The 26,633-nt window shown below is 47.8% G+C and carries 21 protein-coding genes; 12 read left to right on the top strand and 9 right to left on the bottom strand.

The features are described 5' to 3' along the window. A partial coding sequence (locus C4S60_RS17235; protein WP_103881600.1) for a flagellin occupies positions 1-453 on the top strand: 453 nt, incomplete at its 5' end. A gap of 211 nt (positions 454-664) precedes the next feature. Here C4S60_RS17235 and C4S60_RS17230 read toward each other — a convergent pair. From C4S60_RS17230 to C4S60_RS17220, 3 genes are all read right to left on the bottom strand, one after another. Beyond that, entirely contained in the window at positions 665-949 is a 285-nt protein-coding gene (locus C4S60_RS17230) for an Rdx family protein (RefSeq protein WP_103881599.1), read from the bottom strand. Positions 950-1,042: 93 nt separating this feature from the next. After that, positions 1,043-1,561, bottom strand: coding sequence for a regulatory protein ToxS (locus C4S60_RS17225; RefSeq protein ID WP_103881598.1), 519 nt, complete (start codon positions 1,559-1,561; stop codon positions 1,043-1,045). An 11-nt stretch (positions 1,562-1,572) separates the two neighbouring features. Next, entirely contained in the window at positions 1,573-2,388 is an 816-nt protein-coding gene (locus tag C4S60_RS17220) for a winged helix-turn-helix domain-containing protein (RefSeq protein ID WP_103881597.1), read from the bottom strand. Positions 2,389-2,648: 260 nt separating this feature from the next. On the opposite strand from C4S60_RS17220, the gene htpG reads away from it, so the two are divergent. The 3 genes from htpG to hemH all read left to right on the top strand — a co-directional run bounded on the left by htpG (position 2,649) and on the right by hemH (position 6,570). Then, entirely contained in the window at positions 2,649-4,553 is a 1,905-nt protein-coding gene (htpG, locus tag C4S60_RS17215) for a molecular chaperone HtpG (RefSeq protein ID WP_103881596.1), read from the top strand. Positions 4,554-4,846: 293 nt separating this feature from the next. After that, the gene (gene adk / locus C4S60_RS17210; RefSeq protein WP_103881595.1) at positions 4,847-5,491 is read left to right on the top strand and encodes an adenylate kinase; all 645 of its coding nucleotides are present in this window, start codon (positions 4,847-4,849) and stop codon (positions 5,489-5,491) included. Between the two features lie 119 nt (positions 5,492-5,610). After that, positions 5,611-6,570, top strand: a complete 960-nt coding sequence (gene hemH, locus C4S60_RS17205; protein WP_103881594.1) for a ferrochelatase — start codon at positions 5,611-5,613, stop codon at positions 6,568-6,570. A gap of 82 nt (positions 6,571-6,652) precedes the next feature. Here the strand turns inward: hemH and C4S60_RS17200 are convergent, their stop codons facing one another. Beyond that, on the bottom strand, positions 6,653-8,044 hold the full coding sequence (locus tag C4S60_RS17200; protein WP_103881593.1) for a peptide MFS transporter: 1,392 nt from the start codon (positions 8,042-8,044) through the stop codon (positions 6,653-6,655). 302 nt (positions 8,045-8,346) lie between these two features. Here C4S60_RS17200 and rfaH point away from each other — a divergent pair, with 302 nt between their 5' ends. Next, positions 8,347-8,841, top strand: coding sequence for a transcription/translation regulatory transformer protein RfaH (gene rfaH, locus C4S60_RS17195; protein WP_103881592.1), 495 nt, complete (start codon positions 8,347-8,349; stop codon positions 8,839-8,841). Positions 8,842-8,891: 50 nt separating this feature from the next. On the opposite strand, the gene dapD is transcribed toward rfaH, so the two are convergent. The 3 genes from dapD to C4S60_RS17180 all read right to left on the bottom strand — a co-directional run bounded on the left by dapD (position 8,892) and on the right by C4S60_RS17180 (position 11,528). After that, positions 8,892-9,923, bottom strand: coding sequence for a 2,3,4,5-tetrahydropyridine-2,6-dicarboxylate N-succinyltransferase (gene dapD, locus C4S60_RS17190; RefSeq protein ID WP_103881591.1), 1,032 nt, complete (start codon positions 9,921-9,923; stop codon positions 8,892-8,894). Positions 9,924-10,223: 300 nt separating this feature from the next. Next, on the bottom strand, positions 10,224-10,514 hold the full coding sequence (locus tag C4S60_RS17185) for a YebG family protein (protein WP_103881590.1): 291 nt from the start codon (positions 10,512-10,514) through the stop codon (positions 10,224-10,226). Between the two features lie 117 nt (positions 10,515-10,631). Further along, a complete protein-coding gene (locus C4S60_RS17180; RefSeq protein WP_103881589.1) occupies positions 10,632-11,528 on the bottom strand; it encodes a LysR family transcriptional regulator in 897 nt (298 codons plus the stop codon). A 97-nt stretch (positions 11,529-11,625) separates the two neighbouring features. On the opposite strand from C4S60_RS17180, the gene C4S60_RS17175 reads away from it, so the two are divergent. From C4S60_RS17175 to recD, 4 genes are all read left to right on the top strand, one after another. Further along, complete coding sequence (locus C4S60_RS17175) at positions 11,626-12,600, top strand: TDT family transporter (protein WP_103881588.1); 975 nt, start codon at positions 11,626-11,628, stop codon at positions 12,598-12,600. A 58-nt stretch (positions 12,601-12,658) separates the two neighbouring features. After that, positions 12,659-16,132, top strand: a complete 3,474-nt coding sequence (gene recC / locus C4S60_RS17170; protein WP_103881587.1) for an exodeoxyribonuclease V subunit gamma — start codon at positions 12,659-12,661, stop codon at positions 16,130-16,132. A gap of 215 nt (positions 16,133-16,347) precedes the next feature. Further along, positions 16,348-19,965: an exodeoxyribonuclease V subunit beta gene (gene recB / locus C4S60_RS17165; protein WP_103881586.1), complete on the top strand. Its 3,618-nt coding sequence runs from the start codon at positions 16,348-16,350 to the stop codon at positions 19,963-19,965. Beyond that, on the top strand, positions 19,965-22,136 hold the full coding sequence (recD, locus tag C4S60_RS17160; RefSeq protein ID WP_103881585.1) for an exodeoxyribonuclease V subunit alpha: 2,172 nt from the start codon (positions 19,965-19,967) through the stop codon (positions 22,134-22,136). Before recB ends, recD begins: the two co-directional genes overlap by 1 nt. Positions 22,137-22,179: 43 nt before the next feature. Here the strand turns inward: recD and C4S60_RS17155 are convergent, their stop codons facing one another. Continuing rightward, positions 22,180-22,359, bottom strand: a complete 180-nt coding sequence (locus tag C4S60_RS17155) for a hypothetical protein (protein WP_103881584.1) — start codon at positions 22,357-22,359, stop codon at positions 22,180-22,182. 249 nt (positions 22,360-22,608) lie between these two features. After that, entirely contained in the window at positions 22,609-23,946 is a 1,338-nt protein-coding gene (argA, locus tag C4S60_RS17150; protein ID WP_103881583.1) for an amino-acid N-acetyltransferase, read from the bottom strand. Between the two features lie 146 nt (positions 23,947-24,092). Here argA and C4S60_RS17145 point away from each other — a divergent pair, with 146 nt between their 5' ends. From C4S60_RS17145 to tcdA, 3 genes are all read left to right on the top strand, one after another. After that, positions 24,093-24,548 (top strand): DUF2850 domain-containing protein, encoded by a 456-nt coding sequence (locus tag C4S60_RS17145; RefSeq protein WP_160111377.1) that lies wholly within the window; start codon positions 24,093-24,095, stop codon positions 24,546-24,548. A 70-nt stretch (positions 24,549-24,618) separates the two neighbouring features. After that, on the top strand, positions 24,619-25,740 hold the full coding sequence (mltA, locus tag C4S60_RS17140) for a murein transglycosylase A (RefSeq protein ID WP_103881604.1): 1,122 nt from the start codon (positions 24,619-24,621) through the stop codon (positions 25,738-25,740). Between the two features lie 71 nt (positions 25,741-25,811). Beyond that, positions 25,812-26,624: a tRNA cyclic N6-threonylcarbamoyladenosine(37) synthase TcdA gene (tcdA, locus tag C4S60_RS17135; protein WP_103881581.1), complete on the top strand. Its 813-nt coding sequence runs from the start codon at positions 25,812-25,814 to the stop codon at positions 26,622-26,624. The last annotated feature ends 9 nt before the right edge of the window (positions 26,625-26,633 follow it).

Below are 26,633 nucleotides of genomic sequence, written 5' to 3'. Positions count from 1 at the left end.
GGTCAAACTGACCTGGTAAAAGCGTCAGTGAACGAAAACGGTCAGTTGCAGGTATTTGCCGGCAACAACAAAGTCGACAGTGAAGTGTCGTTCTCAGGTAGCCTTGCTGGTGAGCTGGGTATGCAAGAAGGCAAGGCAGTAACGGTAGACACGATTGACGTAACGACTGTTGGTGGCGCACAAGAGTCCGTCGCGATTCTGGACTCAGCCATGAAGTATGTAGACAGCCATCGTGCGGAGTTGGGTGCATTCCAGAACCGTTTCAATCACGCGATTAACAACCTCGATAACATCAACGAGAACGTGAACGCGTCGAAGAGCCGTATTAAAGACACGGACTTCGCGAAAGAAACCACGGCGATGACGAAGAACCAAATCTTGTCACAAGCCTCGAGCTCCATTCTGGCACAAGCGAAACAGGCACCAAACGCGGCACTGAGTCTACTGGGCTAATCGGACATATCGATAAAGCACTTATATCGACAGAACACTCCGTCATCCCCTTGAAAAAGGGGATCTCCTAAAGCGCGTTGCGGACTAAAAAGAGGTGAATTAATCATCATCTTTTAGTTTGCAGCGCGCTTTTTGCGATCTTCACGTTCGTGAAGATGACGTGGGTAAGTAAAACGGATGTGGGTTGGCGAAGAGTGTTTAGTGCATTTGGTTAACGCTTCGTACTGTCTACATGCCCCAAGTCGCGATCTGGGGCGATAATATCGCGCACTTTCTGCTTAAGCACTTTAGCCTCTGGAAAGCCGCCATCGCGCTTTCGTTCCCAAATCTGTTCACCATTGCACCAAATTTCAAATCGTCCACCGGTGTCGGGATGTAAGGTGACGGAGGCTATTTCTTCACTGAAAGTATGTAAGAGTTCCTGAGTCATCCAGGTTGAACGGAGCATCCAGTTGCATTGACGGCAATAGTAGATGTCTATCTTGGCTTTCGTCATTAGTCGTCCTTGATAAGTGTCAGAGCCTTTTACTCAGGGCTCCAGATACAAAAAAAGAGGCTCAGCGCCTCTTTTTAGATTACCCAAATGGGTTTAGTTTGAAAACAGAATTGCCGAGCCTTGATTGAGGCTTGTCAGTAGCAAAGTCTTTTCATTGACAATGTCTATGCGGCGGCTTTGTTGTGCCTCCATCTTCAAAAACTGCTTGATCATGGCCAGTTGCTCGTGAGTGAACTCACTGGATTGGGCTGTTGCTGTATCTTTAAACTCTCGTGGAGAAATCAGCAGGTAATTGTCGCTGATGGTCCAGGTGCCTCGCTCAGAGATTTTGACCAGAGTGTGGTTATCGGGGTCGTTCCCATACAGGCGCATCGAAGACTCACGAATATATTCTCCGCTTGGCAGGTATTTGACATTGGCCGACATTTCCAAGCGACTCAACGGGCCAATATCCGTGTCCGGATAATCGCGAGCGGCGATGACGGCAACCATGTTGGATTTCCATTCGCTGGATGTCAGTACCTGCTCGAGTTTTAAGTCACTGCCCCAGTATAACCAAGCACTCAGAGCGGTCGACAGAGCAAGTAAAACAGAGGCGTATTTCATCTTCATTTTAGGGCTCCTTACTGGCACACTTTGTCTAAATCAGATTGCTCGGTGAAAATACGCATAGTGCTATTTTCATTGGAGAACTCTACTGTATGGACGAAGTTCAGCGCAATTTGGTCACTTTGGTCACCAGTAACGATCACTTCCAATGGTAACTTGTCATCGTTGTGCGACTGAATATACATCGCTACGCATTGCTCGATTTTAGGCTGCCAACTGGATACATCCGGATGGTTTTCCGGAGTGACGATCTTGACGTTTTCGACAACGCCAAGTTCCCTGAAGCTTGATTGTGCAGGGTTGGTAAACATGAGCACCAGAATAGGAAGTAGCAGAGCGGCGACCACCATTGCCCAGACGATAGGGGGAGTCTTCTCTTTTGGTTTCAGCGGCTCAATAGGTGCTGCAGACATTGTCGTCTCTGCTGATTCCGTCGGAAGATCTGCAACAGGTGCTTCACTGATGGCGTCAGAGGAACTGACAGGGGCTGAGCGCTCGACACTCGAGATTAGCTGATAGCCACGCTTAGGCACGGTTTTGACAAACTGTGGCGACTTGGTCGGATCTTTCAGCATCTTACGTAGCGTTGAGATGGCTTGTGTCAGGCTTGAGTCGTCGACTTCAAATCCCTGGTCACGCCAGACGAACTCATGCAGCTCATTACGGGTGACCACTTCGTTGGGTCTTTCCGAGAGCAGAAGCAAAATGCGACTTTCGTTACTACCAAGACGTACGACTTCATCGTTATTGGTTTGATCGACCAAAGAGTTGCTATTTGGATCAAAAATGTACTTCTGGCCGAGTATAAACTTAGTGCCTATGTTACTCATTGCATTCTTCTTTTTAGTGTCGCTAAGCGACGGGTACTGATATTTAGGTGCTGAATTAGTGCAGAACCAATAATAGGATTTTAGGATTTTTTTATAGTCAGGGGCAGTAGGATAATAAAAACAAATCAAAAAAACAGCATTTTTATGTTTTTTGACCTTGAATTTACAATCTTAATCCTCATTTCCTTAGCAGAATAATCTTACCAGTATTGAGTTCGATTCGATGTCGAACTGGGTATAAAAAGTGTAATGGAGATAGCATGAGCACCGCTGAAACTAAGAACAAAGAAACCCGAGGCTTTCAGTCAGAGGTAAAACAACTTCTTCACTTGATGATTCACTCTCTGTATTCCAATAAAGAAATCTTTCTAAGAGAGCTGATCTCAAATGCATCCGATGCTGCAGACAAGCTGCGCTTTCAGGCCCTGTCTAACTCGGAACTGTATCAAGGTGATGCGGATTTGGGAGTAAAACTTTCCTTTGACGCTGAGAAAAACACCCTAACCGTTTCGGATAACGGTATCGGTATGTCTCGTGATGATGTGATTGAGCATCTGGGTACCATCGCTAAATCAGGCACAAAAGAGTTTTTTGCCAAGCTGTCTGAAGAACAAAGCAAAGATTCACAACTTATTGGTCAGTTTGGTGTTGGTTTTTATTCTGCCTTCATTGTTGCAGATGCAGTGACTGTGCGTACCCGTGCAGCCGGAGTGCCGTCAGACCAGGCTGTACAATGGCATTCGGCCGGAGAGGGTGATTACACGATTGAGGACATCACCAAAGAGACTCGCGGTACTGATATCGTGCTGCACATGCGCGAAGAAGGGAAAGAATTCTTATCTGAATGGCGTCTTCGCGATGTGATCAGCAAGTACTCGGATCATATCGGTATTCCTGTGACTATTTGGGCATTAGAACGCGATGATGAAGGGAAAGAGACCGAACAGGGTAAGTGGGAGCAAATCAACAAAGCGCAAGCGCTATGGACTCGCAATAAATCAGACATCAAAGACGAAGAATACCAGGAATTCTACAAGCACGTTTCTCATGACTTTGCCGATCCGCTGGTATGGAGCCATAACAGGGTAGAAGGTAAAAACGACTACACCAGTCTGTTGTACATCCCGGCAAAAGCTCCTTGGGATATGATGAACCGCGATCATAAGAGCGGACTCAAACTTTACGTTCAGCGTGTATTTATCATGGACGATGCTGAGCAGTTTATGCCGTCATACCTGCGTTTTGTTCGCGGCTTAATTGATTCGAACGATCTGCCTTTGAACGTGTCACGCGAGATTCTGCAAGATAACAAAGTGACTCAGTCTCTGCGTGGTGCTTGTACCAAGCGCGTACTTACCATGCTTGAGCGAATGGCGAAGAATGACCAGGAGAAGTATCAGGCGTTCTGGAAAGAGTTTGGTCTGGTGATGAAAGAAGGCCCTGCGGAAGACATGGCTAACAAAGAAAAGGTCGCGGGTCTGTTACGATTTGCTTCGACGGACGTGGATTCAGCAGAGCAAACTGTGTCGCTGGCTTCTTACGTAGAGCGCATGAAAGAAGGCCAGGACAAGATTTATTACCTGACCGCCGATAGCTATGCTGCCGCTAAGAACAGCCCGCACCTGGAGCAGTTTAAGGCGAAAGGCATTGAAGTCGTTCTGATGTTCGATCGTATCGACGAATGGTTAATGAACTACCTGACAGAATTTGATGGCAAGCAGTTCCAGTCGATCACCAAGGCGGGTCTTGATCTCAGCAAGTTTGAAGACGAAGCGGAGAAAGAGAAACAGAAAGAGACCGAACAAGAGTTCAAAACGGTTGTTGAACGCACGCAGACTTATCTGGGCGACCGAGTAAAAGAAGTTCGCACGACCTTTAAGCTGGCGAGCACACCAGCAGTTGTGGTCACGGATGACTTCGAAATGGGCACACAAATGGCGAAGCTGTTGGAAGCAGCGGGTCAGGAAGTGCCGGAAGTGAAGTACATTTTCGAGATTAATCCAGAGCATGAGTTGGTGAAGCGCATGGCTGATGAAGCCGACGAAGAGGCATTTGGTCGCTGGGTTGAAGTGTTGCTAGGACAGGCAATGCTGGCGGAACGCGGCTCGATGACCGACCCGTCGCAATTCTTGGGTGCGATCAACAAGCTTTTGGCTAAAGTCTAATTTCCCTGCCATAAGCGACACATTACTCTAAATAAAGAGCTCAGTTTATAGAGCTCTTTGTTTTGCCTGCGTGAACGCACAGTTTTAGGTAACTTTAGAGTGCTAATGGACGATCTTTGCACGTTTTTGGCATCAGGCAAGCGATTTCTGTGATAGAATGCGCGCCACATGTAAGGATTCAACTATTTTTGAATAAACCATTTATACCGAAACTTATCGTTGAGCCGCTGTCACATGGACATCGCGAGCTGTAAGCTTCGGTATAAATCTTTTTATATATAAGAGGACAAGTCATGCGCATCATTCTTTTAGGTGCTCCAGGTGCAGGTAAAGGCACACAAGCTCAATTCATCATGGAAAAATACGGTATTCCACAAATTTCTACTGGTGACATGCTACGTGCAGCAATCAAAGCAGGCACAGAGCTTGGTAAGAAAGCGAAAGCGGTTATCGATGCAGGTCAACTTGTATCAGACGACATCATTCTTGGTCTAATCAAAGAGCGTATCGCTCAAGACGATTGCGAAAAAGGTTTCCTGCTAGATGGTTTCCCTCGCACGATTCCTCAGGCTGACGGCCTGAAAGAAATGGGCGTAGACGTTGACTACGTAATCGAGTTTGACGTTGCTGACGATGTTATCGTTGAGCGCATGGCGGGTCGTCGTGCCCACCTTGCATCTGGCCGTACTTACCACGTTGTTTACAACCCGCCAAAAGTTGAAGGCAAAGATGACGTAACGGGTGAAGATCTGGTTGTACGTGATGACGATAAAGAAGAAACAGTACGTGCTCGTCTGGGTGTATACCACGATCAAACTGCGCCGCTGATTGCTTACTATGGTAAAGAAGCAGAAGCAGGCAACACTAAGTACCTGAAATTTGATGGTACTAAGCAAGTTGCTGAAGTCAGTGCAGATATCGAAAAAGCACTGTCTTAATTCACAAATGTGAATCATTCGAAAAAAACGACCTTTCCAGGTCGTTTTTTTTGATCCAACCTAAGCCAGCTAGAGTATATAATCCGCTTAGAAATCATATAAAAACAGAAAGGAAGTCTATGAGCGATTCGCTGAAAACCGGAGTCCTGCTAGTTAATTTGGGTACGCCCGATGAGCCAACAGCAAAAGGGGTAAAACGCTTCTTAGAACAGTTCCTGCACGATCACCGCGTGGTAGACATGAGCCGTTGGCTCTGGTGTCCGATTCTCCACGGTATCATTTTACCTGTGCGTGCTCCTAAAGTAGCCAAACTTTATCAGTCTGTCTGGATGGAAGAAGGGTCGCCTTTGATGGTTTATTCGCGCCGACAAGCGGACAAACTCGCCCGGCTAACCCAAAAACCCGTTGCACTGGGTATGACCTATGGGACGCCTTCACTGTACGATGGTTTGTCGAGTCTTCTGGAGCAGGGCGTGGAAAAAGTTGTGGTGCTTCCTTTGTATCCTCAGTATTCGGGTACAACAACTGCGGCGGCGTTTGACGGATTGGCGAAAGCAGGCAAATCTTTCTCTACCTTGCCGAATTTCAGCTTTGTTCGTGACTACCATGATCATCCCCTGTATATCAAAGCGCTAGCCGCTCAGGTGCGAACGCATTGGCAGAAAAACGGCCAGGCTGACTATCTGTTGTGCTCCTATCACGGCATCCCCAAACGTTATGCCGACAATGGTGATATTTATCCCCAGCACTGTGAGGCCACGACCCGCTTGTTAGGGCAAGAGTTGGGATTGGATGATTCTAAGATAGGCATGAGCTACCAGTCGATATTTGGTCGTGAAGAGTGGTTAAAACCCTATACCGATAAGACTCTGGAGCAGATGCCAGGCAAGGGTATTTCATCCATTGATATAATGACGCCTGCGTTTTCTGTCGACTGTCTGGAAACCCTCGAAGAGATTGCTGTAGAAGCTAAGCAGACGTTCCTTGAAGCTGGTGGAGAAAGTTTCAGGTACATAGAGTGTTTGAATGATGTGGATGATCACATTCAAATGATGGCGGATCTAATTGCTAACGCCTGAGACAGTGTTGTCTCGTTACCTGAATAAACAAAGGGCCAGTCACTCTGCGTGACTGGCCCTTATCTTTGAACAGTGTAGGTACCTAAGCGATTTGTGCTTGCTGCTCTTCAACCTGTTCCGCGTTGCTTACCGCCGCCACTTCTGCACCATGCATCCACTTAACAAGGGTGTTTGCGAATACCAACAGAATCAGGCCACAAATAACCGCTGTTGCGGCAATACCACCAAAGATGGCCATTGCGCCAAGCTCGCCCACATGAGAGCCAATCAGACCAGCAACATAGTTGGCGATAGCGTTAAAGCCAAACCACGCCCCCATCATCAGAGAAGCTAAACGAAGAGGAGCAAGTTTAGTTACTAGCGACAGACCAATTGGCGACAAGCAGAGTTCACCCAAGGTATGGAAGAAGAATGCACCTACCAGCCACAACATTGACGTTTTAACGCTGGTGTCACCGCCTTGCTCCAGTACGGCACCCACCATACATAGGAAACCGGCAGCAAGGAAGAACAGCGCCATCGCAAATTTTACCGGAGAGTTAGGTTCACGCTTGCCCAGTTTAACCCAGATAGCAGCCAGCACAGGTGCTAAGGTGATAATGAAAAATGGGTTCAGAGACTGGAACCAGGCTGCGGGAACTTCGAAGTCACCAATCATTCGGTCAGTGTACTGCTGAGTATAGATATTCATCAGGCCACCAGCTTGCTCAAACCCCGCCCAGAAAACGATAACGAACAGACCCATGATAAGGATAACTTTGAGGCGATCGACTTCTTCTTTGCTAAGAGGTGCTTTACTTTGTGACTTGTTCAGCGCTTTAGCCCGTGCGGCCGCTGGAACAGTACCGATATCACCTAACCATGATTTAGCCATAGTCATTTGCATCACCAGACTGATAACCATACCAATACCAGCAACCATGAAGCCAGCACGCCAACCAAATTCGCCAGTGACGGAACCGGATATGATGCCAGCCAGTAACGCACCAAGGTTGATTCCCATATAAAAGATAGTAAAGGCGCCATCGCGGCGGTTATCACCTTCCTGGTAAAGGTCACCAACCATAGTTGAAATGTTCGGCTTGAACATACCATTACCAGCGATCAGTAAAGCCAGGCCGAGATAGAATGCCTGTTCCATCGGCAGGCCAATGGCACCGGCAGGCATTGCCAGAGTGAATTGGCCGGCAGCCATGAGTACGCCACCGATAATGATGGACTTGCGTTGCCCAAGGAAGTTATCTGCGATGTAACCACCGATTAATGGTGTGATATAAACCAGTCCAGTATAGATGCCATAAAGATCTAGAGCATCTTTAGTTGACCAACCCATACCACCGTTAATTGTGGTGTCCGTAAGGAATAAAACAAGGATGGCACGCATTGCGTAATAGGAGAAACGCTCCCAAAGCTCGGTGCCGAACAATAGAAACAAGCCTCGTGGGTGACCCAGGATGTTGCGTTGTGCTGTCATAAGTTTTACTAATTTTAGTTATCAAAGAATATAATGTGCCTGATGGTATACATGACAAGATTAAAATCTGCAATAGGGCTGTTTGATAGTTTATATGAATGATGTGTTTAACTGCATGAATTGTAAGATTTTTTTACAAATTAAGTACGGAAAATATGTGCTGCAAACTAACTTTTCATTTTTACCCGATGGCATTCATTCAGAAAATTCAGAGGTCGACCCGCAATTGGTGATGGGTCGGTGGCGCACATATCGTCGTTTAGTGGTACGATATAGACAAATAGAAAGATAATTTAGTTAAAATGAAACGTTGGTATTTGCTTTATTGTAAGCGTGGCGAACAAGCTCGCGCGAAGATGCACTTAGAGAATCAAGGCTTAGAGTGCTATTACCCGGAACTGGAAGTAGAAAAAATTCTGCGTGGTAAGAGGCAGAGCGTTAAAGAGCCTCTGTTTCCTTCCTACGTTTTTGTTTATTTTGACTATGAACAGGGGCCTTCCTTTACCACTGTACGCTCAACTCGTGGCGTGACGGATTTTATTCGTTTCGGTGCCCATCCAAAAGAGGTTGGTAGTGAGCTGATTGTGGAATTGAAGTCATTGGAGCGCAGCCAAAGCGAGTGCGATACCGGAGAGCTTCCTCAAAAAGGGGAGAGCATTCGCGTGACTGGCGGACAATTTGCCGGTATCGAGGCCATTTTTCAGGAGTCGGATGGCGAGGCCCGCTCGATCATGCTTGTGAACCTTATCAACAAGCAGGTTCCGGTGAGTATCGATAACAAAGATTTGGATATCTAATAAAAAACCTCAGCGTGGAGCTGAGGTTTTTTTATTCTGTGACGCAAAAATTAGTTATTGCTGTGCAGTTCGCTGTTGAGTTCAACCGCGGTTTTGTTGGTCAGGCACTCGATTTGACCTGTCACTGAGTTGCGGCGGAACAATAAATCAGGTTTGCCCGCAAGATCGCGAGCTTTCACGATTTCAACTTCCTGACCTGATGCGTCTAGCATGCGAACTTTAGAGCCGGCAGTTACATACAGGCCAGACTCAACAGTACAGCGGTCGCCTAGTGGGAAACCAAGACCTGCGTTGGCGCCAAGTAGTGAGTTCTCACCGATAGACACCACCACGGTACCGCCACCAGACAGCGTACCCATAATCGATGCACCTCCACCAATGTCTGAACCATTGCCAACCATAACACCGGCAGAAATACGGCCTTCTACCATGCTCACGCCTGTTGTACCTGCGTTAAAGTTGATAAAACCTTCGTGCATGACAGTTGTTCCTTCGCCAACATGCGCACCAAGGCGAACGCGAGAAGTGTCTGCAATACGAACACCGGTTGGAACAACGTAGTCGACCATTTTCGGGAATTTGTCTACACAATCTACCGTCAGCGTTTCACCGGCCAGGCGTGCATCGATTTGGCGGTCAGCCAGTTCTGGAAGATCGATTGGGCCCTGGTTTGTCCAGGCGATGTTATGCAGCAAACCAAAGATGCCGTCCAGAACGGTACCGTGTGGTTGAACTAAACGATTTGAAATCAATTGCAGTTTCAGGAACCCTTCTGCTACAGACTGTGGCTTCTCATCTGTTGCTAGGACAACTAATACCAGTGGCTGAGAGCTCGTAGCGGCTTTTTCTGCAAAGGCTGCATTTTGTGCATCATCGTTGCTAGCAAATGCATCGGCTAACGCAGCTGATTGCTCGGCTGTGATTTCGATGGCTTGGTTACCTTCAGCGTAACCAGAGATTTCAGCAACCGCAGCTACGAGTGCGTCGCTTGGGTTTAGACGTGGATGAGGAAAAAATGCCTCAATGATTTTACCATCACGGTTTTTAGTTGCCGTACCAAAAGCTATTGAAAACGCTGCCATGACTCTGTTTCTCCATGTATAGATTCATTCAAAAACCGCATCTGGGAGATTCCTTAACCCGTCTGCGGCTTTATGTATTCTGTTGGCATTCATCTTAATGAGTGAGAAAGCGAGATGAAAGGGCAAATAAGGCGAAAGTCTGTAAAACGATACCCTTTGTCTTTTTAGAGACATTTTTGTCTATTAAGAAATTTAATGCCGTTACAGGGCACAGTTCAGAATTTAATCACAATCGACCAATAAAAAAACCAGTTAAAAGTGGGGGACTTTTAACTGGTTTTTAGCGTCAGTCAGCGAAGATTAAGCAGCGTCGTTTTCAGCTTCAACAGGCTCAACGATTTTTGGCTTCTTTGGCGTTGGCTTGCGCTTAGCGCCTAGTGCGTACAGTACTTCTTCTTTACGTTGTGCCAGGAATAGAGACAGCTCTTCCTGCTTTTCTTCATCTTCAATCAGCTTGCTTTCACCTAGCAACGAAAATAACTCGTCTGCCATATCCAGCATTTTGTCATAAGCGTCAGCTTCAGCCTTAGAGGTAAAAGTCATCTTTTCTTCTCCGTTGCGTTCCACCACGTACTTGACGATTACAGCCATGGTTAATCCTCTAAATATGTTAAATTCGAACGTTGTAATACTGTCTTTTTATACAGATGCACATTCAGGTTGTCCAGTCGACAAGTCAAAAGTGAGAGCTGTTTGCCTATTTCCTATTCATGAGCCGTTTTCCCAAGCCTGACAAAAGGCAATAAAGCGTTTGAGTAGCGGGCTTTGATATTTCTCCTTATGTACCAAAAGCCAGAATCGGCGCTTCATATCCAGTGCTATGGGCACTTCTTGGATTCGACCATCGTTAATGGCCGCTTGGGCAGCCAGTTTGGATAAGCAGGCCAGTCCTAAGTTTGCAGAGACACAGTTTATGATGGCCTCGGTCGTATTGAGCTCGAAAGCTTCATGCCAAACTTCGATTCTCGGTGCGACGGCACGCAGGAAAAATTCCCGGGTTCCAGAGCCAGGTTCACGCAAAATCCAGTCACTGTTTTCCAGCGAGGTAAGATCCGGATATTGATTGCGTGTTAAGGGGTGATCGGCGGCGGCGACAATACACATCTGATCTTCGCTAAAAGGCTTACAATCCAGTTCAGGATGTAGCGTTTTACCTTCGACCAGACCGATGTCGAGTTCATAGTCGACCAGTTTTTGACAGATCAGCGCGGTATTGGAGATAAACAGTTGTTGAGCTTTATGTTGGTGTGAGTGTCTGAAATCGCTCAACAGAAAAGGAGCCACTTGATTCCCTACCGTATCACTGGCTCCAATTCGAAGTTGGCCTTGATAACTTTGCTCGTCGCTGAAGAGAAACTCAATATCACGGCTTCGACTGAGCAATTCATCAGCCAGAGGTAGCAGTTTCTGCCCTTCTTGGTTGAGGACCAGTCGATTGTTGACCCGGTCGAACAGCGCATGACCAATCTGTTTTTCCAGTTCACTAAGGGACATGCTTACCGCAGCTTTTGAAAGAAAGAGTGTTTCTGAAGCGGCGGTTAGTGTTTGATTTTGAGTCACTGTAACAAAGACTTTCAATTGCTTAAGCGATACATGCGGCATCATGTTTAGGAATTCTTAACGGGCGTTGATAAAAATATTATATACCTAAACATAAAGCAGAGTTAGAATCGGCGCAACAGATTAAGAGAGGCAGTTTATAATGATTGCGACCGTGAAAAAAGCACACCAAAAAGTGAAAGGAGCTCCGACTCCGATGGCTGGCCTGGCACTAGGAATTGCCAGCCTTGGTTGGTGCTGGGAAAATGCACTGGAGTTGCATCATGGCGCGCAATGGACTGGCGCAGCAATTGCGAGCATTCTGCTGGTAATTTTGGCTTATAAATTCTTGTTTCATCACCACTTATTGAGAGAGGACCTGGCGCACCCGGTCGTGGGAAGCGTCGTCCCTACATTTGCGATGGCGACAATGGTCGTGTCACATTCTGTGGGTCAGTTTTTACCGAAACTAGGGGATGCGATTTGGCTGCTTGCTGTGATGCTGCACATTGTGTTTTTGGTGAGCTTTGTTTATCACCGCAGCCGTGACTTCGAACTCCATCATATGGTTCCAAGTTGGTTCGTACCACCAGTGGGTATTATTGTTGCAGACGTAGCGTTTTCGGGAAATCCAAGCTTACAATGGATAGCACACGGTGCATTGAATTTTGGCCTTGGCGCTTATGCCATCATGCTACCAACGATGATCTACCGCCTGATTTTTACTCATGAAATCCCTGATGCAGCAAAACCAACGTTAGCGATTTTGGCCGCTCCGGCAAGTCTTTCGTTAGCTGGCTACTTAACCGTGACGGCGGAACCGTCACCTGTGTTAATCGCTCTACTCTTTGGCATTGCGGTTTTGATGACCATTATTATCTATTTGGCATTTGTTAAACTGCTTCGCTTACCATTTAGTCCTGGCTTCGCAGCGTTTACCTTCCCTATGGTGATAGGCGCAACCGCACTCTATAAATTGGTGGCGTGGATGGGGGACCATGGGGTTTCAGAACAGGCCATTCAACAAGTGCGAACGCTGGCAAATATCGAGTTGATGGTGGCAACGGCTGTGGTGAGCTACGTTACTGTACGCTACTTGATGGCTTATTTACCAAAAGCTGTACCTCAGGCTGCATAGAAGCAAAGTTAATGTGTTAATCTTGAATGAGGACAACTAGTTAAAGGCGCGCGGTAACGTGTTCACCGTTTATCACTCAAACCAAATTGATGTACTCAAATCACTGCTGGTGCAATTGATCAAAATTGACCCGCTGGATAATCCTTTCGAAAAAGAACAAATTCTTGTGCAAAGTCCAGGTATGTCGCAATGGCTTAAAATGGCTCTGGCACAAGAGTTTGGTGTTGCAGCAAACATCGACTTTCCGCTGCCCGCTACCTTTATCTGGGACCGCTTTGTACAGGTTTTAGATGACGTGCCTCAGCGAAGCGCCTTCAACAAAGAAGCAATGACGTGGAAAATCATGCAGTTGCTTCCTTCCCACCTTGACGATCCCGACTTCTCACCTCTGGCTCAGTATCTTGCAGACGATAGTGATGCTTCGAAACGCTATCAACTGGCTGAAAAAATTGCCGACATATATGATGGCTATCTGGTGTACCGTCCTGAGTGGATAGCTGCCTGGGAGGCAGGTGAGTTGGTGGCCGAACTGGAGCAGCAACATCCCTGGCAGCCCAAACTGTGGCAATCCCTATATGATCATACGGTCGCGCTTGGTCAGTCACCCTATCATCGTGCGAACCTCTATGAGCATTTTATCGATGCTTTGATGAACAATGCTGATATCACGACTCAAGGCTTGCAATCGCTTCCCAAGCGACTATTTGTCTTTGGTATATCCTCATTGCCACCCCGTTATCTGGATGCGTTAAAAGCATTGGGAGAGCATATTGATGTCCATCTAATGTTTACCAACCCCTGTCGTTATTATTGGGGGGAAGTGAGGGATAAAAAGTATCTGGCCAAACTGGCGGCGAATAAACGCAAGCATTTACAAAATGTTGAGTCAGTGATGCAGGACGATGACTGCCTGTTGGTGGATCAGCTCAAAGGATCAATCGAACAGAATGTAGAAGATGAACTGCATCTTGCCGAAGTGGGCAACAGTCTGCTTGCGTCCATGGGTAAGCTAGGCAGGGACAATCTTTATCTGCTTTCGCAGTTAGAATCAAGTGAGATAGAAGCGTTCGTCGATATCGAAAGAGGGACTCTGCTGCAGAACATTCAGGCAGACATTCTCAATCTTGAGGAACATCAGGACGATAATTCATTGCTTTCATCGGCACATAAGCCGGTTATCGACCCCGATGACCGCTCACTGACGGTGCATGTCTGCCATAGCCCGATGCGCGAAGTCGAAGTGCTGCATGATAACCTGCTGGAAATGTTTGAACGGGACCCGGATCTTAACCCTCGGGATGTCATCGTGATGGTGGCTGATATCAATGCTTATAGCCCGGCCATTCAGGCCGTATTTGGCAATGCCTCCGGTGAGCGTTATATCCCATTCTCTATTTCTGACCGAACAGCAGATAAAGAAAGTCCATTACTGAACGCGTTTAATCAGTTACTGCAATTGCCGGAGATGCGCTGTTCGAGTAGTGAGGTGCTAGAACTGTTGGAAGTGCCAGCTGTCATGGCACGATTTGACCTTAGCGAACAAGAGTTTTCGACACTCAAGTTGTGGGTGGAAGAAGCGCAGATTCGATGGGGCTTGGATGAAAGCACTGCGGGTGAGTTTGAATTGCCTGAAATTGGGCAGAACTCGTGGCAGTTTGGTTTGTCTCGCATGTTGGCTGGGTATGCCATTAATGAACAGGCTGGACTGCTGGAGCTGGATGGAGGAGCCATTTCACCGTATGAGCAAACTCAGGGGATGCAGGCAGAGACAGCTGGTAAACTGGCTCAATTTATCGACTCACTGGCGAAATATCGTGACATTCTGGCGACACACCATTCGATAGAGCATTGGCAAACGGTGGTCAATGGATTGGTCGATGATTTCTTCGCGGTGGACTTGGAAGGAGAGGTGGTTGTTAAGGCTATCCGAGACACGGTATCTGGACTTAAACAGCAAATGCAGGACGCTTGTTACCAAGACGTTTTAGCTCCTCGCATCGTACGCCAGTATTTTATCGACAAATTGTCGGGCTCGCGAGTCAGTCAGCGCTTTTTAGCGGGTCAGGTTAATTTCTGTACGTTGATGCCAATGCGTTCCATTCCATTTAAAGCTGTGTGTTTGCTGGGAATGAATGACGGTGTTTACCCCCGCAGTATGCCAGCCGAGAGTTTTGATTTGATGACCGGTCGCACTAAGCCCGGAGATCGCTCACGCCGCGATGATGACCGCTACCTATTTCTGGAGGCGCTATTATCGGCGCAACAGCAACTGTACATCAGCTATGTAGGGCGCTCGATCCAGGACAACACGGAGCGTGTACCTTCCGTGCTGGTATCGGAACTGCTGGAGTATTGTGAGCAAAACTACTGTCTGAAGGGCGACCTCGATTTAACGGTGGATGAGTCTGGACAGAAGCTGCGCGCTCGGTTAATTCATGACTATGCCATGATGCCATTCAGTGCCAGTCAGTTCACCCCGAACGAGCGATATCAAAGCTATGCAGCGGAATGGTTACCTGCAGCGCAGCAGTCAACCTGTTCAATGCAACAAGCGCCGACAACGGATAGATTTGTTTTGGCCGCCACTGAGCGCGTTAGTGAAGAGACTCTGGAACTGGAGCTGACGGAACTACAGCGTTTTTGGCGTTTACCGGTCCAGTATCTGTTTAATCGTCGTTTGCAAGTGAGCTTTGATAATCATCACTTTACTACTCTGGATGAAGAGCCGTTTGCACTGGATGGACTGGAAAGCTTTGGGTTGCGCAAAGCACTGCTAGATGTGTTGATCGAGTCAACGGAAGAGGAGGCTCTGGCGGTCTTTGCAAAAGCGCAAAAAGCACGAGGTTACTTACCCGTCAATCACTTTGGCGATCTGGAATTTTCCGCCAATGTTGCTCAAACGCAAGAGCTCGCGAAGGCCATTCAGCCGCTCATTGCCCGAGCGCATGACGATCAGGAAATCAATATTGCGTTTTCTCTTGAGGGAAGGGTGGTGCGGCTGCAGGGGTGGATAACAGGCTGCTATGGCTCCGGATTGCTTCGATATCGAAGCGGTCGGTTGCGTGCGAGTGACTATCTGAGTTCCTGGCTGGATCATTTATCATTGGCCGTTGGTGGCAACTCTGTTGCCACTCATATGCTGGCTTACGATAAGAAAGAAGGAGTAGTACACCGTGTATATCCACCGCTGTCTCAGCCACAGGCCCATCAATACCTGACCCAATTGTTGGAGCTTTATCTGCAAGGATTGGACAAGCCAGTTGCCTATTTACCGGAATCGGCTTTAGCGGGTGTCGAAGCCAATTACAGCCGTGGTACCTGGACGCCGGATGATGAAAAAATGCTCAGTAAAATGCAGGCGCGCTTCGAAGGCGGTTACATGCAATCCGGTGAAGGAGAAAACCCTTATATTGCCCGGGTATGGCCTCAATGGAGTGAGTCTCTGGCGACGGAACTAAAGTTGATGACCCATTTAGTTCTGGAAGCACCAAGAACATGGAGTGTTAGTGTTGAGGAATACTACTCAGGTTAGTGAAGAGAGGGGGATGGCCGCCAGTATTTTTATAGTGTGTAGGGAGATTGCTGTGCGGCCAAAGGGTCAGAGGGACCCGAATTTCTGGAGCGAATAGTAGTGGCACTCTATGGATAATTCCGTGAAAGGGATCGCACCTTGTGTAAAAGAAAGTTGTATCTATTTGGATTGATTAAAATTTTAAGCGTTGGATCACACAGTTGAGTTTAAACACAATGTCAGAACAGCATATACCCGTTGCCTTGGACACCATGACGTTTCCACTTCATGGCGCGCGGCTAATTGAAGCGTCTGCCGGAACAGGTAAAACTTTTACCATTGCCGGTTTGTATTTGCGCTTGCTATTGGGTCATGGCAGTGAAAAAAGTCGTCATCAACAGCCTCTGACGGTCGACCAGATTCTGGTCGTGACCTTTACCGAGGCGGCAACGGCTGAGCTACGAGATCGTATTCGGGCCCGCATTCATCAGGCCCGGATTGCGTTTGCGCGCGGCGACAGCGATGACCCCGTGATCCAACCACTGCTCAATGAGGTGACTGACCATCGCTTTGCCGTTGAGACACTGCTTCAGGCAGAAAGACAGATGGATGAAGCGGCTGTGTATACGATTCATGGTTTTTGCCAGCGTATGTTGACACAAAATGCGTTCGAATCGGGGGCTCGATTTAATAATGAGTTTATCACTGATGAGACCCGGCTTAAGGCGCAAGTGGTTGCGGATTTCTGGCGCAGTCAGTTTTACCCGCTCAGCCTCGAGTTAGCCAGTGAGGTACGAAAGTTGTGGGCAACACCCAATGATTTGCTGAAGGTGATCTCGAGTTACCTGACAGGGCCTGCGCTTTCAATAGACAGTGAAGAGTCATCGACGGATATTGCCAGCTTGCATCAACAAAACCTGACTCGAATCAGTGAACTGAAGGCTCAGTGGTTGCAGGTCGCCGATGAGGTTGTGACCTGTGTCAGTCAATCCGACGTCAACAAGCGTAGCTATACCAAAAAATCACTGCCGACCTGGGTTGGGAATATTACCGAATGGGCACAGCAGGAAACGCGCGACTATTATCTTCCTCCTCAGCTGGAAAAGTTCGCGCAGAATGTGCTGACAGAAAAAACACCTAAAGGAGAGGCGCCAGTAATGGAGGTGTTCTCTGCTATAGAGGACTTTTTAGTTCAGCCTGCTGAGCTGAAAACACCGCTGCTAGCGCTGGCAATCCGTCAGTGCCGTCAGCGCCTCGCATTGGCGAAACAGCAAAAGCAATGGCTCTCTTTTGATGACTTATTGACTCACTTATCTGCTGCACTTGATCTGGATTCGGGGGCCAGTCTGGCTGAAAACATTCGTAATCAGTTTCCTGTCGCCATGATTGACGAATTTCAGGATACTGACCCACTTCAGTATCAAATCTTCAGTACCGTTTATCTGCAACATCCTCAATGTGGCTGGTTTATGATAGGGGACCCTAAACAGGCGATTTATGGTTTCCGAGGTGCGGATATTTTTACCTATATCAGAGCACGGAATCAGGTGGTGAATCACTATACTCTGGGCACTAACTGGCGCTCCAGTGAAAGCATGGTGCGCAGCGTCAATACATTGTTTGAGCAGTCAGAGTCGCCTTTCCTCTATGATCAGGATATTCCGTTTTTGCCTGTTAGTGCCAGCCCGAAAGCGGGGCAGAGACACTGGCAACTCGATGGAGACAATCAGCCTTCGCTGCAATTCTGGTTACAACAAGCCGAGGCTCCAATCGCAAAAAGTGACTACCTGCCCACCATGGCGCGAGCAACGGCGCAGCACATAAAACAAGTTCTGACCCAATCACAAGGCGGCAGTGCGGCATTGGTGGATGGAGCAGAGAGAAAGCCAATAAAGGCCGGTAACATCGCCGTACTGGTACGAACAGGAAGCGAAGGTCAGCAAGTCAAGCAGGCTTTAGCCGACAGAGGAATCGCCAGCGTCTACTTGTCCAATCGGGACAGCGTATTTTCAAGTGCCATCGCAGATGACATGCTGCGTCTGCTGCTTGCTGTATGGCATCAGGATGATGAGCGCTTATTGCGCAGTGCATTAGCCAGTGAGTTGTTTGCCTTGCCCGCAGAGCAGTTGGACGCTCTCAATGATGATGAAAACTTGTGGGAACAAGTAGTCGCTGAGTTTCGCGATTATCGTCAGCTCTGGCAGTCACGCGGGGTTTTGCCTATGCTGCGGTCAGTCTTGTTCAAGCGCGAGATATCGAATCGACTGTTGGCAACCGCAGGAGGGGAGCGTTTACTGACAGACTACCTTCACTTAGGTGAGTTGCTGCAAACTGCCCGTCAAGACCTGGAAAGTGACAGCGCTTTGTTACGTTGGTTTGGCCAGTCGATTGAAGACGCAAGGCAAGGACTGGGCGGCAGTGATGAGCACATACAGCGTCTGGAGTCTGAGCGTCATCTGGTTCAAATTATTACCATTCATAAATCCAAAGGGCTGGAGTACGACTTAGTGTATTTGCCTTTCGTTACCAGTTATCGCGAAGCGCAGGAGGCCAAATACTATGATGCGCAATTACAGGCATCGGTACTCGATCTTAGTCAGTCGAAAGCGGCGTTGGCACAAGCGGATAAAGAACGTCTGGCCGAAGACTTGCGCCTCATCTATGTGGCATTGACCCGAGCGGTGTATGGATGCTTTATTGGCATCGCGCCTCTGCGTAATGGTCGGTCGACCAAAGAGCCTACGGGCGTTCACCGCAGTGCCATTGGTTATTTGATACAGAACGGCAGTGAAATGGGGATTGCGGAATTGCAATCCGCATTGGAAAAGTTGACGACAGCGGCAAAGGATATTGCCATAGATGCAGTCCCGGAACCGGATGAAGAGCGCTATCAGCAACCCGCGACGGATGTGATAACCTTGAGTGCCAATGTGCAGGCAAATACCATTGATCGCGATTGGCGAATAACCAGTTATTCCGCTTTAGTGAAGCAAAGTCATCATGGCAATGACAGCGAAGTTTTGATTGAGAGCGCGGGACTGGATATTGATTCCTCTGATGAGCAGGAAGTGGCGCTTCTGGTAGAGCCTGAAAAGACCATCTTTCAGTTTCCCAAAGGTGCACGTCCGGGCACGTTTTTGCATTCGGTATTTGAAGAGGTGGAGTTTACCGAGGCCGCCAGTTCTGAGGGTAATACCGAGGTGATTCGTCAGTTGCTGGAACGAGAGCAGTATGATGAAGAGTGGCTACCTATTCTTCAACAATTGGTGGATCAGGTGATGGACACAGCACTGGATGGTGAAGGCCTCTACCTGAGAGACAAAGACAGCAGCAAGCGCCTGGTTGAAATGGAATTTTTGTTGCCAATTGAAGTGCTCGATGCCGTATCGCTAAATCGAGTGATTCAGCGCTACGATGCCTTGTCGGCAAGGGCTAATGAATTAGGCTTCTACACCGTTAAAGGGATGCTCAAAGGCTTTATTGATCTTGTGTTTGAACATCAGGGGCAGTATTTCGTCTTGGACTGGAAATCGAATCACCTGGGCGATGACATGACTAAGTATCATAAACATCAACTCGACAACGCCATGATCGACCATCGTTATGACCTTCAGTATCAGATCTATGCGCTGGCATTGCATCGTTTCTTGAAGACGCGCATAGCAGACTACGACTATGACCAACACTTTGGCGGTGTTTACTATTTGTTCCTGAGGGGCATTGAGCCGAAAAGCAATGCCGGCATTTTCTTTGCCCGGCCAGAGCGATTGATGATAGAGGCGCTGGATGAACTGATTTCCGGAGAGCCACTAAAAATGGATGATGCCAATGAGCAGATGGGGTTAGGATTCTGATGGCGCGATTGTTTTCTACATTTTCACAATGGGTATCGTATCTGGCCGAGAAAAAAATTCTGCGGCCACTGGATTACCAGTTTGCTAAGTTTGTGTCAGGGATTGAGCGTAACCATAAAGATGAGATCATGTGGCTGGCGGCATTGACCAGTGCGCAATTGGGGCAGGGGCATATCTGTCTCAATCTCGATGGAGACGGAGAATTAGTGACACCGTCGCCAGATTTCATTGGTTTGTATGGAGAAGTGGCGGATGAGATAGATCAACTGATCTATCAGGTGGATTGGCAACAGGTTGTCAACAGCGCTTCGACTATTGCGATTTTTCGTGCCAGTCCAAGCGAGGCTACGGTAACGCCTCTGGTGTATCACCAGCAGCGACTTTATCTTCAGCGTTACTCAGACTATGAGCAGTCAATTGCATCCAGGCTGCTATCGATGGCGCAACCCATACCCATGTCAGCTGAAACGGTGCGACGAATGGCCGGTTTGTTGGACAGGTTGTTTGCGCGCGAATACTACTATCTTTTTTCCGCTTTACGCGGTCTCAGTGCAGAGCAAAATACTCAGGTTGCGCGACAACAACTGGTGTGTGACTACCTGGATGTGATTGACCCAGAAAACATTCATTGGGCCAACGTGGATCAAGTTGTCACCAAAGCAAACAACGCTCAACAACTGACAGAGCTCGATCGGGAAATCCCGCTTTCTGCTTGCCTGAACTGGCAAAAAGTGGCGGCCGCGGTCGCGTTGAACCAACGCTTTGCTGTGATTTCAGGAGGGCCAGGAACCGGTAAAACCACGACGGTGACGAAACTGTTGGCGGCCATGGTTCATCAGACTGAACAGGGGCAGGCGCTACCTACGATTAAACTGGTGGCTCCAACCGGTAAGGCTGCGGCTCGCCTGACCGAATCAATAGGTAAGGCGGTGGATGCGCTGGCGATAGAGCCTGACATCAAATCACATATTCCGACTGAATCCAGTACGTTGCACCGCTTATTGGGGGCAATCCCCGGTCGTGTCGAGTTTCGTCATAATAAGAGCAATCCTCTTCACCTGGATGTGTTGGTGCTGGATGAGGCATCAATGGTTGATATGCCGATGATGCACCGTTTACTTGATGCGTTGCCGGCACATGCCCGATTGATTTTATTGGGTGACAAGGATCAGTTAGCGTCAGTAGAAGCTGGTGCTGTGTTGTCCGATATCTGCGATTTCGCTCAGTTGGGTTACAGCAGTCAGCAAAATGAACGCATTCGCGAGTTAACTCAGTTTGATTGCCGCAAAGCAGCGGTTCAAAAGCCCTTGCCCGCAATGCTGTCACCGATGGCAGACAGTCTGTGTGTGCTGCAAAAGAGTTATCGTTTTGATGCACGTTCCGGAATTGGCCAGTTGGCTAAACAGGTTAATGCCGCCAATAGTTATGGCTTTGATCAGGTTTGGCGGCGAGAGTTTTCGGATATCGACTGGCTTCCGCTGAGTGGTGACAATTACCAACAGTTGATAGATCGCATGGTGAGAGCGTATAAACCTTACCTGACGATGATTAATACGGCAGATATCTCACGTGCGGAATTGCATAGTGAGCAGGCAAGAAACCACTGGCAACAGAACCTTGCTAAAGAGGTGCTCGCCAGCTTTGCTTCAAGCCGCCTTTTGTGTGCCCTGCGTGAGGGCGATTTTGGGGTGACCGGGCTTAACCAACGAATTGAAAAGCGCCTGAAGCAAAGAGGGGTTATTGGACGCGGCGAAGAGCAATGGTATCTGGGAAGACCGGTAATGGTGACCCGAAACGATCATGGATTAGGGTTGTTTAATGGCGATATCGGCATATGTATGTGGGATCAGGTTGCCGACACACCCAGATTAAAGGTCTTTTTCGAGTTGCCTGATGGCAGTATCAAGTCCATTCTGCCCAGCCGTATGCCAGAGCATGAGACCGCCTATGCGATGACCATTCATAAGTCACAGGGCAGTGAGTTTGCTCATACGTTTATGATCCTTCCGGCAGATTTTTCACCGCTGCTCAGTAAAGAGCTGATATATACCGGTATTACACGTGCAAAATCGCGCTTTACATTGGTAGCGGATGGAAAAGTGATTGCAAAAGGGATTCGACACAAGACGACAAGGCACAGCGGTCTTGCGTTAAGGTTGATCAGTAACTAAAGAGAGAAGCGCTTTCCACCTTCCCTGGTGGTGGAAGGCGTGCTCAGTTAAATATCTCAGAGTAGGTAATCTGATTGATTCGGTACTGCTCCTGGTAAATTCTCATTAGCGACTTAACTTTTTCTGTCACCGGAAATACGCAGTGCACGTTGTGCCCTTCCAAGAAGTGGTTTTCAGCCATATCCCAGAAGCTTTGAATGGAGTTGCAAATAACAGTTCGCATAGATGTCACTCTTAAAGTTGTCGTGGTACACCTAGCTATCCTTGCATTACCCAGTTGTAGTTAACGGATTTTGGGAGTCCTGTCACAAAAGTGTCTGTGATTGCGCGAATTTTATACAGAGTGTCGCGTTTTGTAAATTGGTTTGTGTGATTTATTGACTGCAATCGATTTCATTGCCTTCATTGCCATAAACAAAAGGAAGAGACCTGGAGTCATTGTCTCTTCCAACCATTTTCTATACTCGTCGAGCTAGACATCGACAGACAGGATTTTAGACTTACGTTGCAGGTTATAGAGATCTTGTTTGGCCATAGGCAGCACCTCCACTGCGATTTCAAAGAAGCCTTGCTCTCTGAACCAGTGTAAGCTGTGGGTCGTAAGGACGAAAATCTGCTCGATTCCCTTGATCTTAGATTGTTGCTTCATATGATTAAGCAGCAGGACACCCCGGTTACCATCGCGATAATCGGGATGAATCGCCACACAGGCCATTTCTGCCATTTTCTCATTCAGGTAAGGGTAGAGCGCAGCACAGCCGATGATTAGGCCATCTTTTTCGATGATAGTGAATTGATGAATCTCTTGTTCGAGTTGTTCACGGGAGCGTCTGACTAAAATCCCTTTTTCCTCTAGCGGCCTGATGAGATCAAAGATGCCTCCAATGTCATCAATATTTGCTTGCCTCACTTGTTCGGCACTGGCCATCACGATTTGGGTACCGATACCATCGAGAGAGAACAATTCCTGAATCAGAGCGCCATCTATCTTATAGCTGATCAGGTGGCAGCGTGGAATGCCCGCTCGACAAGCCGATTGTGCACCACGCAAAAATCTCAGCGTGCCACTACTTTGGCCTTCATCCACCTGTTCTTGTGCTTCAAACTGATTGATGAGCTGGTTGACGTCAGAAGGAAAAAGTTCGGCAATCGCATTGCCTTCCTCATCCAGTACCCCCTGCTCTGAGCAGAAACCGATAAGCTTATCGGCATTTAATTTTATTGCGACTTGGGTCGCCACTTCTTCTGAGAGAAGATTAAATGTTTCGCCAGTCACTGAGCCAGCAACGGGACCAAGCAGCACAATGGAACCTTGTTCCAAAACTCGGTTAATACCCTGAGTGTCAATGCGACGGACTCGCCCGCTGTGGCAGTAATCAATGCCATCATCGACGCCCAGAGGCTGAGCGATGACAAAGTTGCCGCTGATTACGTTAAGTTGGTTACCGGCCATTGGCGTGTTGTTCAGACTCATGGAGAGTCGCGCTGTCATATCGAGCTGCAACCGTCCAGTAGCTTGCATCACGTAATCGAGGCATTTTTCTGTCGTGACACGAATGCCCTTGTGATAGGGGCAATGGCAGTCGTTCTTCTCCAGTAGATGATTGATTTGGGGACGGGCACCGTGTACCAGTACTAATCTGACCCCAAGACTATGCAGTAACGCAATATCGCTGACAATATTGGTAAAGTTTTTATCGGAAAATGCTTCACCCCCTAACATGATAACCATGGTTTTATTGCGGTGAGCATTAACATAGGGTGTGGACTGCCTGAATCCTTTTACTAAGGCGGTACTACGGATCTTCACGATGCTGACTCGTTAGTTAATTATGTTGAAATAATGACTTTTTATTCATTTATGTGCAAGCGTTAATTTTGCTCTGTCAGGCAATGAGTTGCACCTTGATTTAGGCAATGCCAATATGGCGAAAGAAAAGAGTAGTAAGGCGGTATATGAGTAACGACAAGTCGGGCCGTGTTATCAGTGACGTTAGTAGCAAAGTAATACCTGTGTCCAGCGTGAGGCCGAATAAGTGGCTGGAATACACACTAGTCTTGTTAGCGTTAGTTGGGAGTATGGCGGTATTCGGTCTGTATAAAGATCTGTTTGGCCGTTACCAGTCTCATACCAACCCCAAATCGGCTGTGTACGGTGTATGGTTAGAAAAAGATGTAGCACCGTTTGCCAGAGAGTCATTTGAGCTCTCCAAAGACAGAGTGCTGATTGACAACCGTGTGGTGTCTACCCGTTTTGATTTGAGTCGCAGCGAACTCTCTTTTTATGCTGGCTCTGTAGAATACCGTTATCAATTCCTTAATGAGGCTAAAACTGAAGTGCGGCAATTATCACCAAGTCATTACAACCCGGTTTTTGTTTTGTCAGGAAAACACAAAAATAACCTACTGTAACCATCGGTTTTATTGCGATTTTTTAAAGAGTTTGCCATTCTGAATGCATCACACATAAGGGATGACAAACTTGATCAAACGTATTCTGCCTCTGGCATCTGTCTTACTGGTTTTTGGTTGCGCTCAAACTGACCGCGCGCAGCAATATCAGGATGGTGAGTTTAGTGACTTGCTCAACCAAACCGAAGTCATAGAATCCAACAAGCCGAGAAATTTCCATTCGTTCGCTGGTCAGGCAGGCGAAGTCATTAAAAACTCTCCTTCAATGGCTGAAATCTATCAACCGCTTTACGAACAGCTTGAAGCTTGGGCGATACAAAGTGGTGATCCAAAGCAACTGGCGAACTACGGTGTGCAGGCGGCACAGTTGGGTGGTGGTGATAGTAAGGGCAATGTCCTGTTTACCGGATATTTTTCCCCGGTAATGGAACTGCGTCACAAGCCCGATGCGACCTTTCGCTATCCAGTCTATGCCTTACCTGACTGTCAGGAGGAGTGTCCAACTCGTGCAGAGATCTACGGTGGTGCGCTCAACGGAAAAGGGCTGGAGCTTGGTTATGCCAGTAATTTGATTGATCCGTTCATTATGGAAGTTCAGGGCAGTGGCTTCGTTCATTTTGAAGATGACGATACTCTGGAGTATTTTGCTTACGCAGGTAAGAACAATAAAGCGTATGTCAGTATAGGACGCGTGCTTATTGAACGTGGCGAAGTCCCGAAAGAAAAGATGTCTCTCAAAGCCATCAAAGACTGGGTAATGAATCAGGATGACAAAACGGTTCAGGCATTGTTGGAAGAAAATCCGTCTTTTGTCTTCTTCCAGCCTAAACAGGCGGCACCAGTGACGGGAACTGCAGGCATTCCGCTTATGCCAATGGCTTCGGTAGCCGGCGATCGCTCAGCCTTCCCTATGGGTACCCCAATATTGGCAGAAGTTCCTTTGCTCAATGCTGATGGTACATGGAGTGGGGCTCACGAGCTTCGATTGCTGATCGTATTAGACACCGGGGGAGCGGTGAAAGGGAATCACTTTGACCTCTACCATGGAATGGGCGATTTTGCCGGTACTCAGGCTGGCCACTACAAACACTTTGGTCGGGTTTGGAAACTGGGTTTGCAAGACTCGGCGACACAGAGCCCATGGCTGATGCCACCAGAGAAAAATAACGTTGGACCTGCCGCTACCCCATAGTTGACCTTTTTCCCAAGAGTGCGTATAAATCGCACTCTTTCTTTATTTCTCCAAGATAAGCCAGGTAAACCATGCGAGAACTCAACCAGCCAGCCTCTGACAGTTACAATCAAAGATTTGGTGGCACACGCAGACTTTATGGTCACAGTGAAGTCGACATTTTGCGTGCCGCCCATGTGTGCGTGGTAGGTATTGGTGGTGTGGGATCCTGGGCGGTAGAAGCGTTGGCACGAACCGGTATCGGTGAGTTGACGCTAATTGATATGGATGATGTCTGCGTTACCAATATAAACCGTCAGATCCATGCGATGTCGGGTAGCATTGGTCAGAGTAAAATTGAAGTGATGGCTGACCGGGTTAAACTGATTAACCCTGAATGTAAGGTCAACCTGATTGATGACTTTATCACTGCGGATAATGTAGCAGAGTACATCAGTAAAGACTTTGATTATGTGCTTGATGCAATTGACAGCATCAAGCCAAAAGCAGCATTGCTTGCGTATTGCCGCAGCAATAAGATTAAAGTGGTCACGACCGGCGGTGCGGGAGGGCAAACAGACCCAACGCAGATCATGGTGGCGGATCTCACCAAAACCATTCAGGATCCATTGGCGAAGAAACTGAAAGATACACTGCGTCGCCACCATAACTTCAGTAAAAATCCAGCGCGTAAGTTCGGTATTGATTGTGTTTTTTCTACCGAGCAACTGAAATACCCTCAGGCTGATGGTTCAGTCTGCGGTGTGAAATCGACGGCTGAAGGGCCGAAGAGAATGGACTGTGCCAGCGGCTTTGGTGCGGCTACGGTGGTCACTGCAACATTCGGCTTTGTCGCGGTGTCGCGTATTGTTGATAAGTTAATTCAGAAATATTCTGCGAAATAGGAACTGAAG

The sequence above is a fragment of the Vibrio hangzhouensis genome, from assembly GCF_900107935.1.
GTDB lineage: Bacteria > Pseudomonadota > Gammaproteobacteria > Enterobacterales > Vibrionaceae > Vibrio > Vibrio hangzhouensis.
Note: the sequence above shows the minus strand (reverse complement) of the source record. Positions and strands in the feature narration are given on the sequence as shown.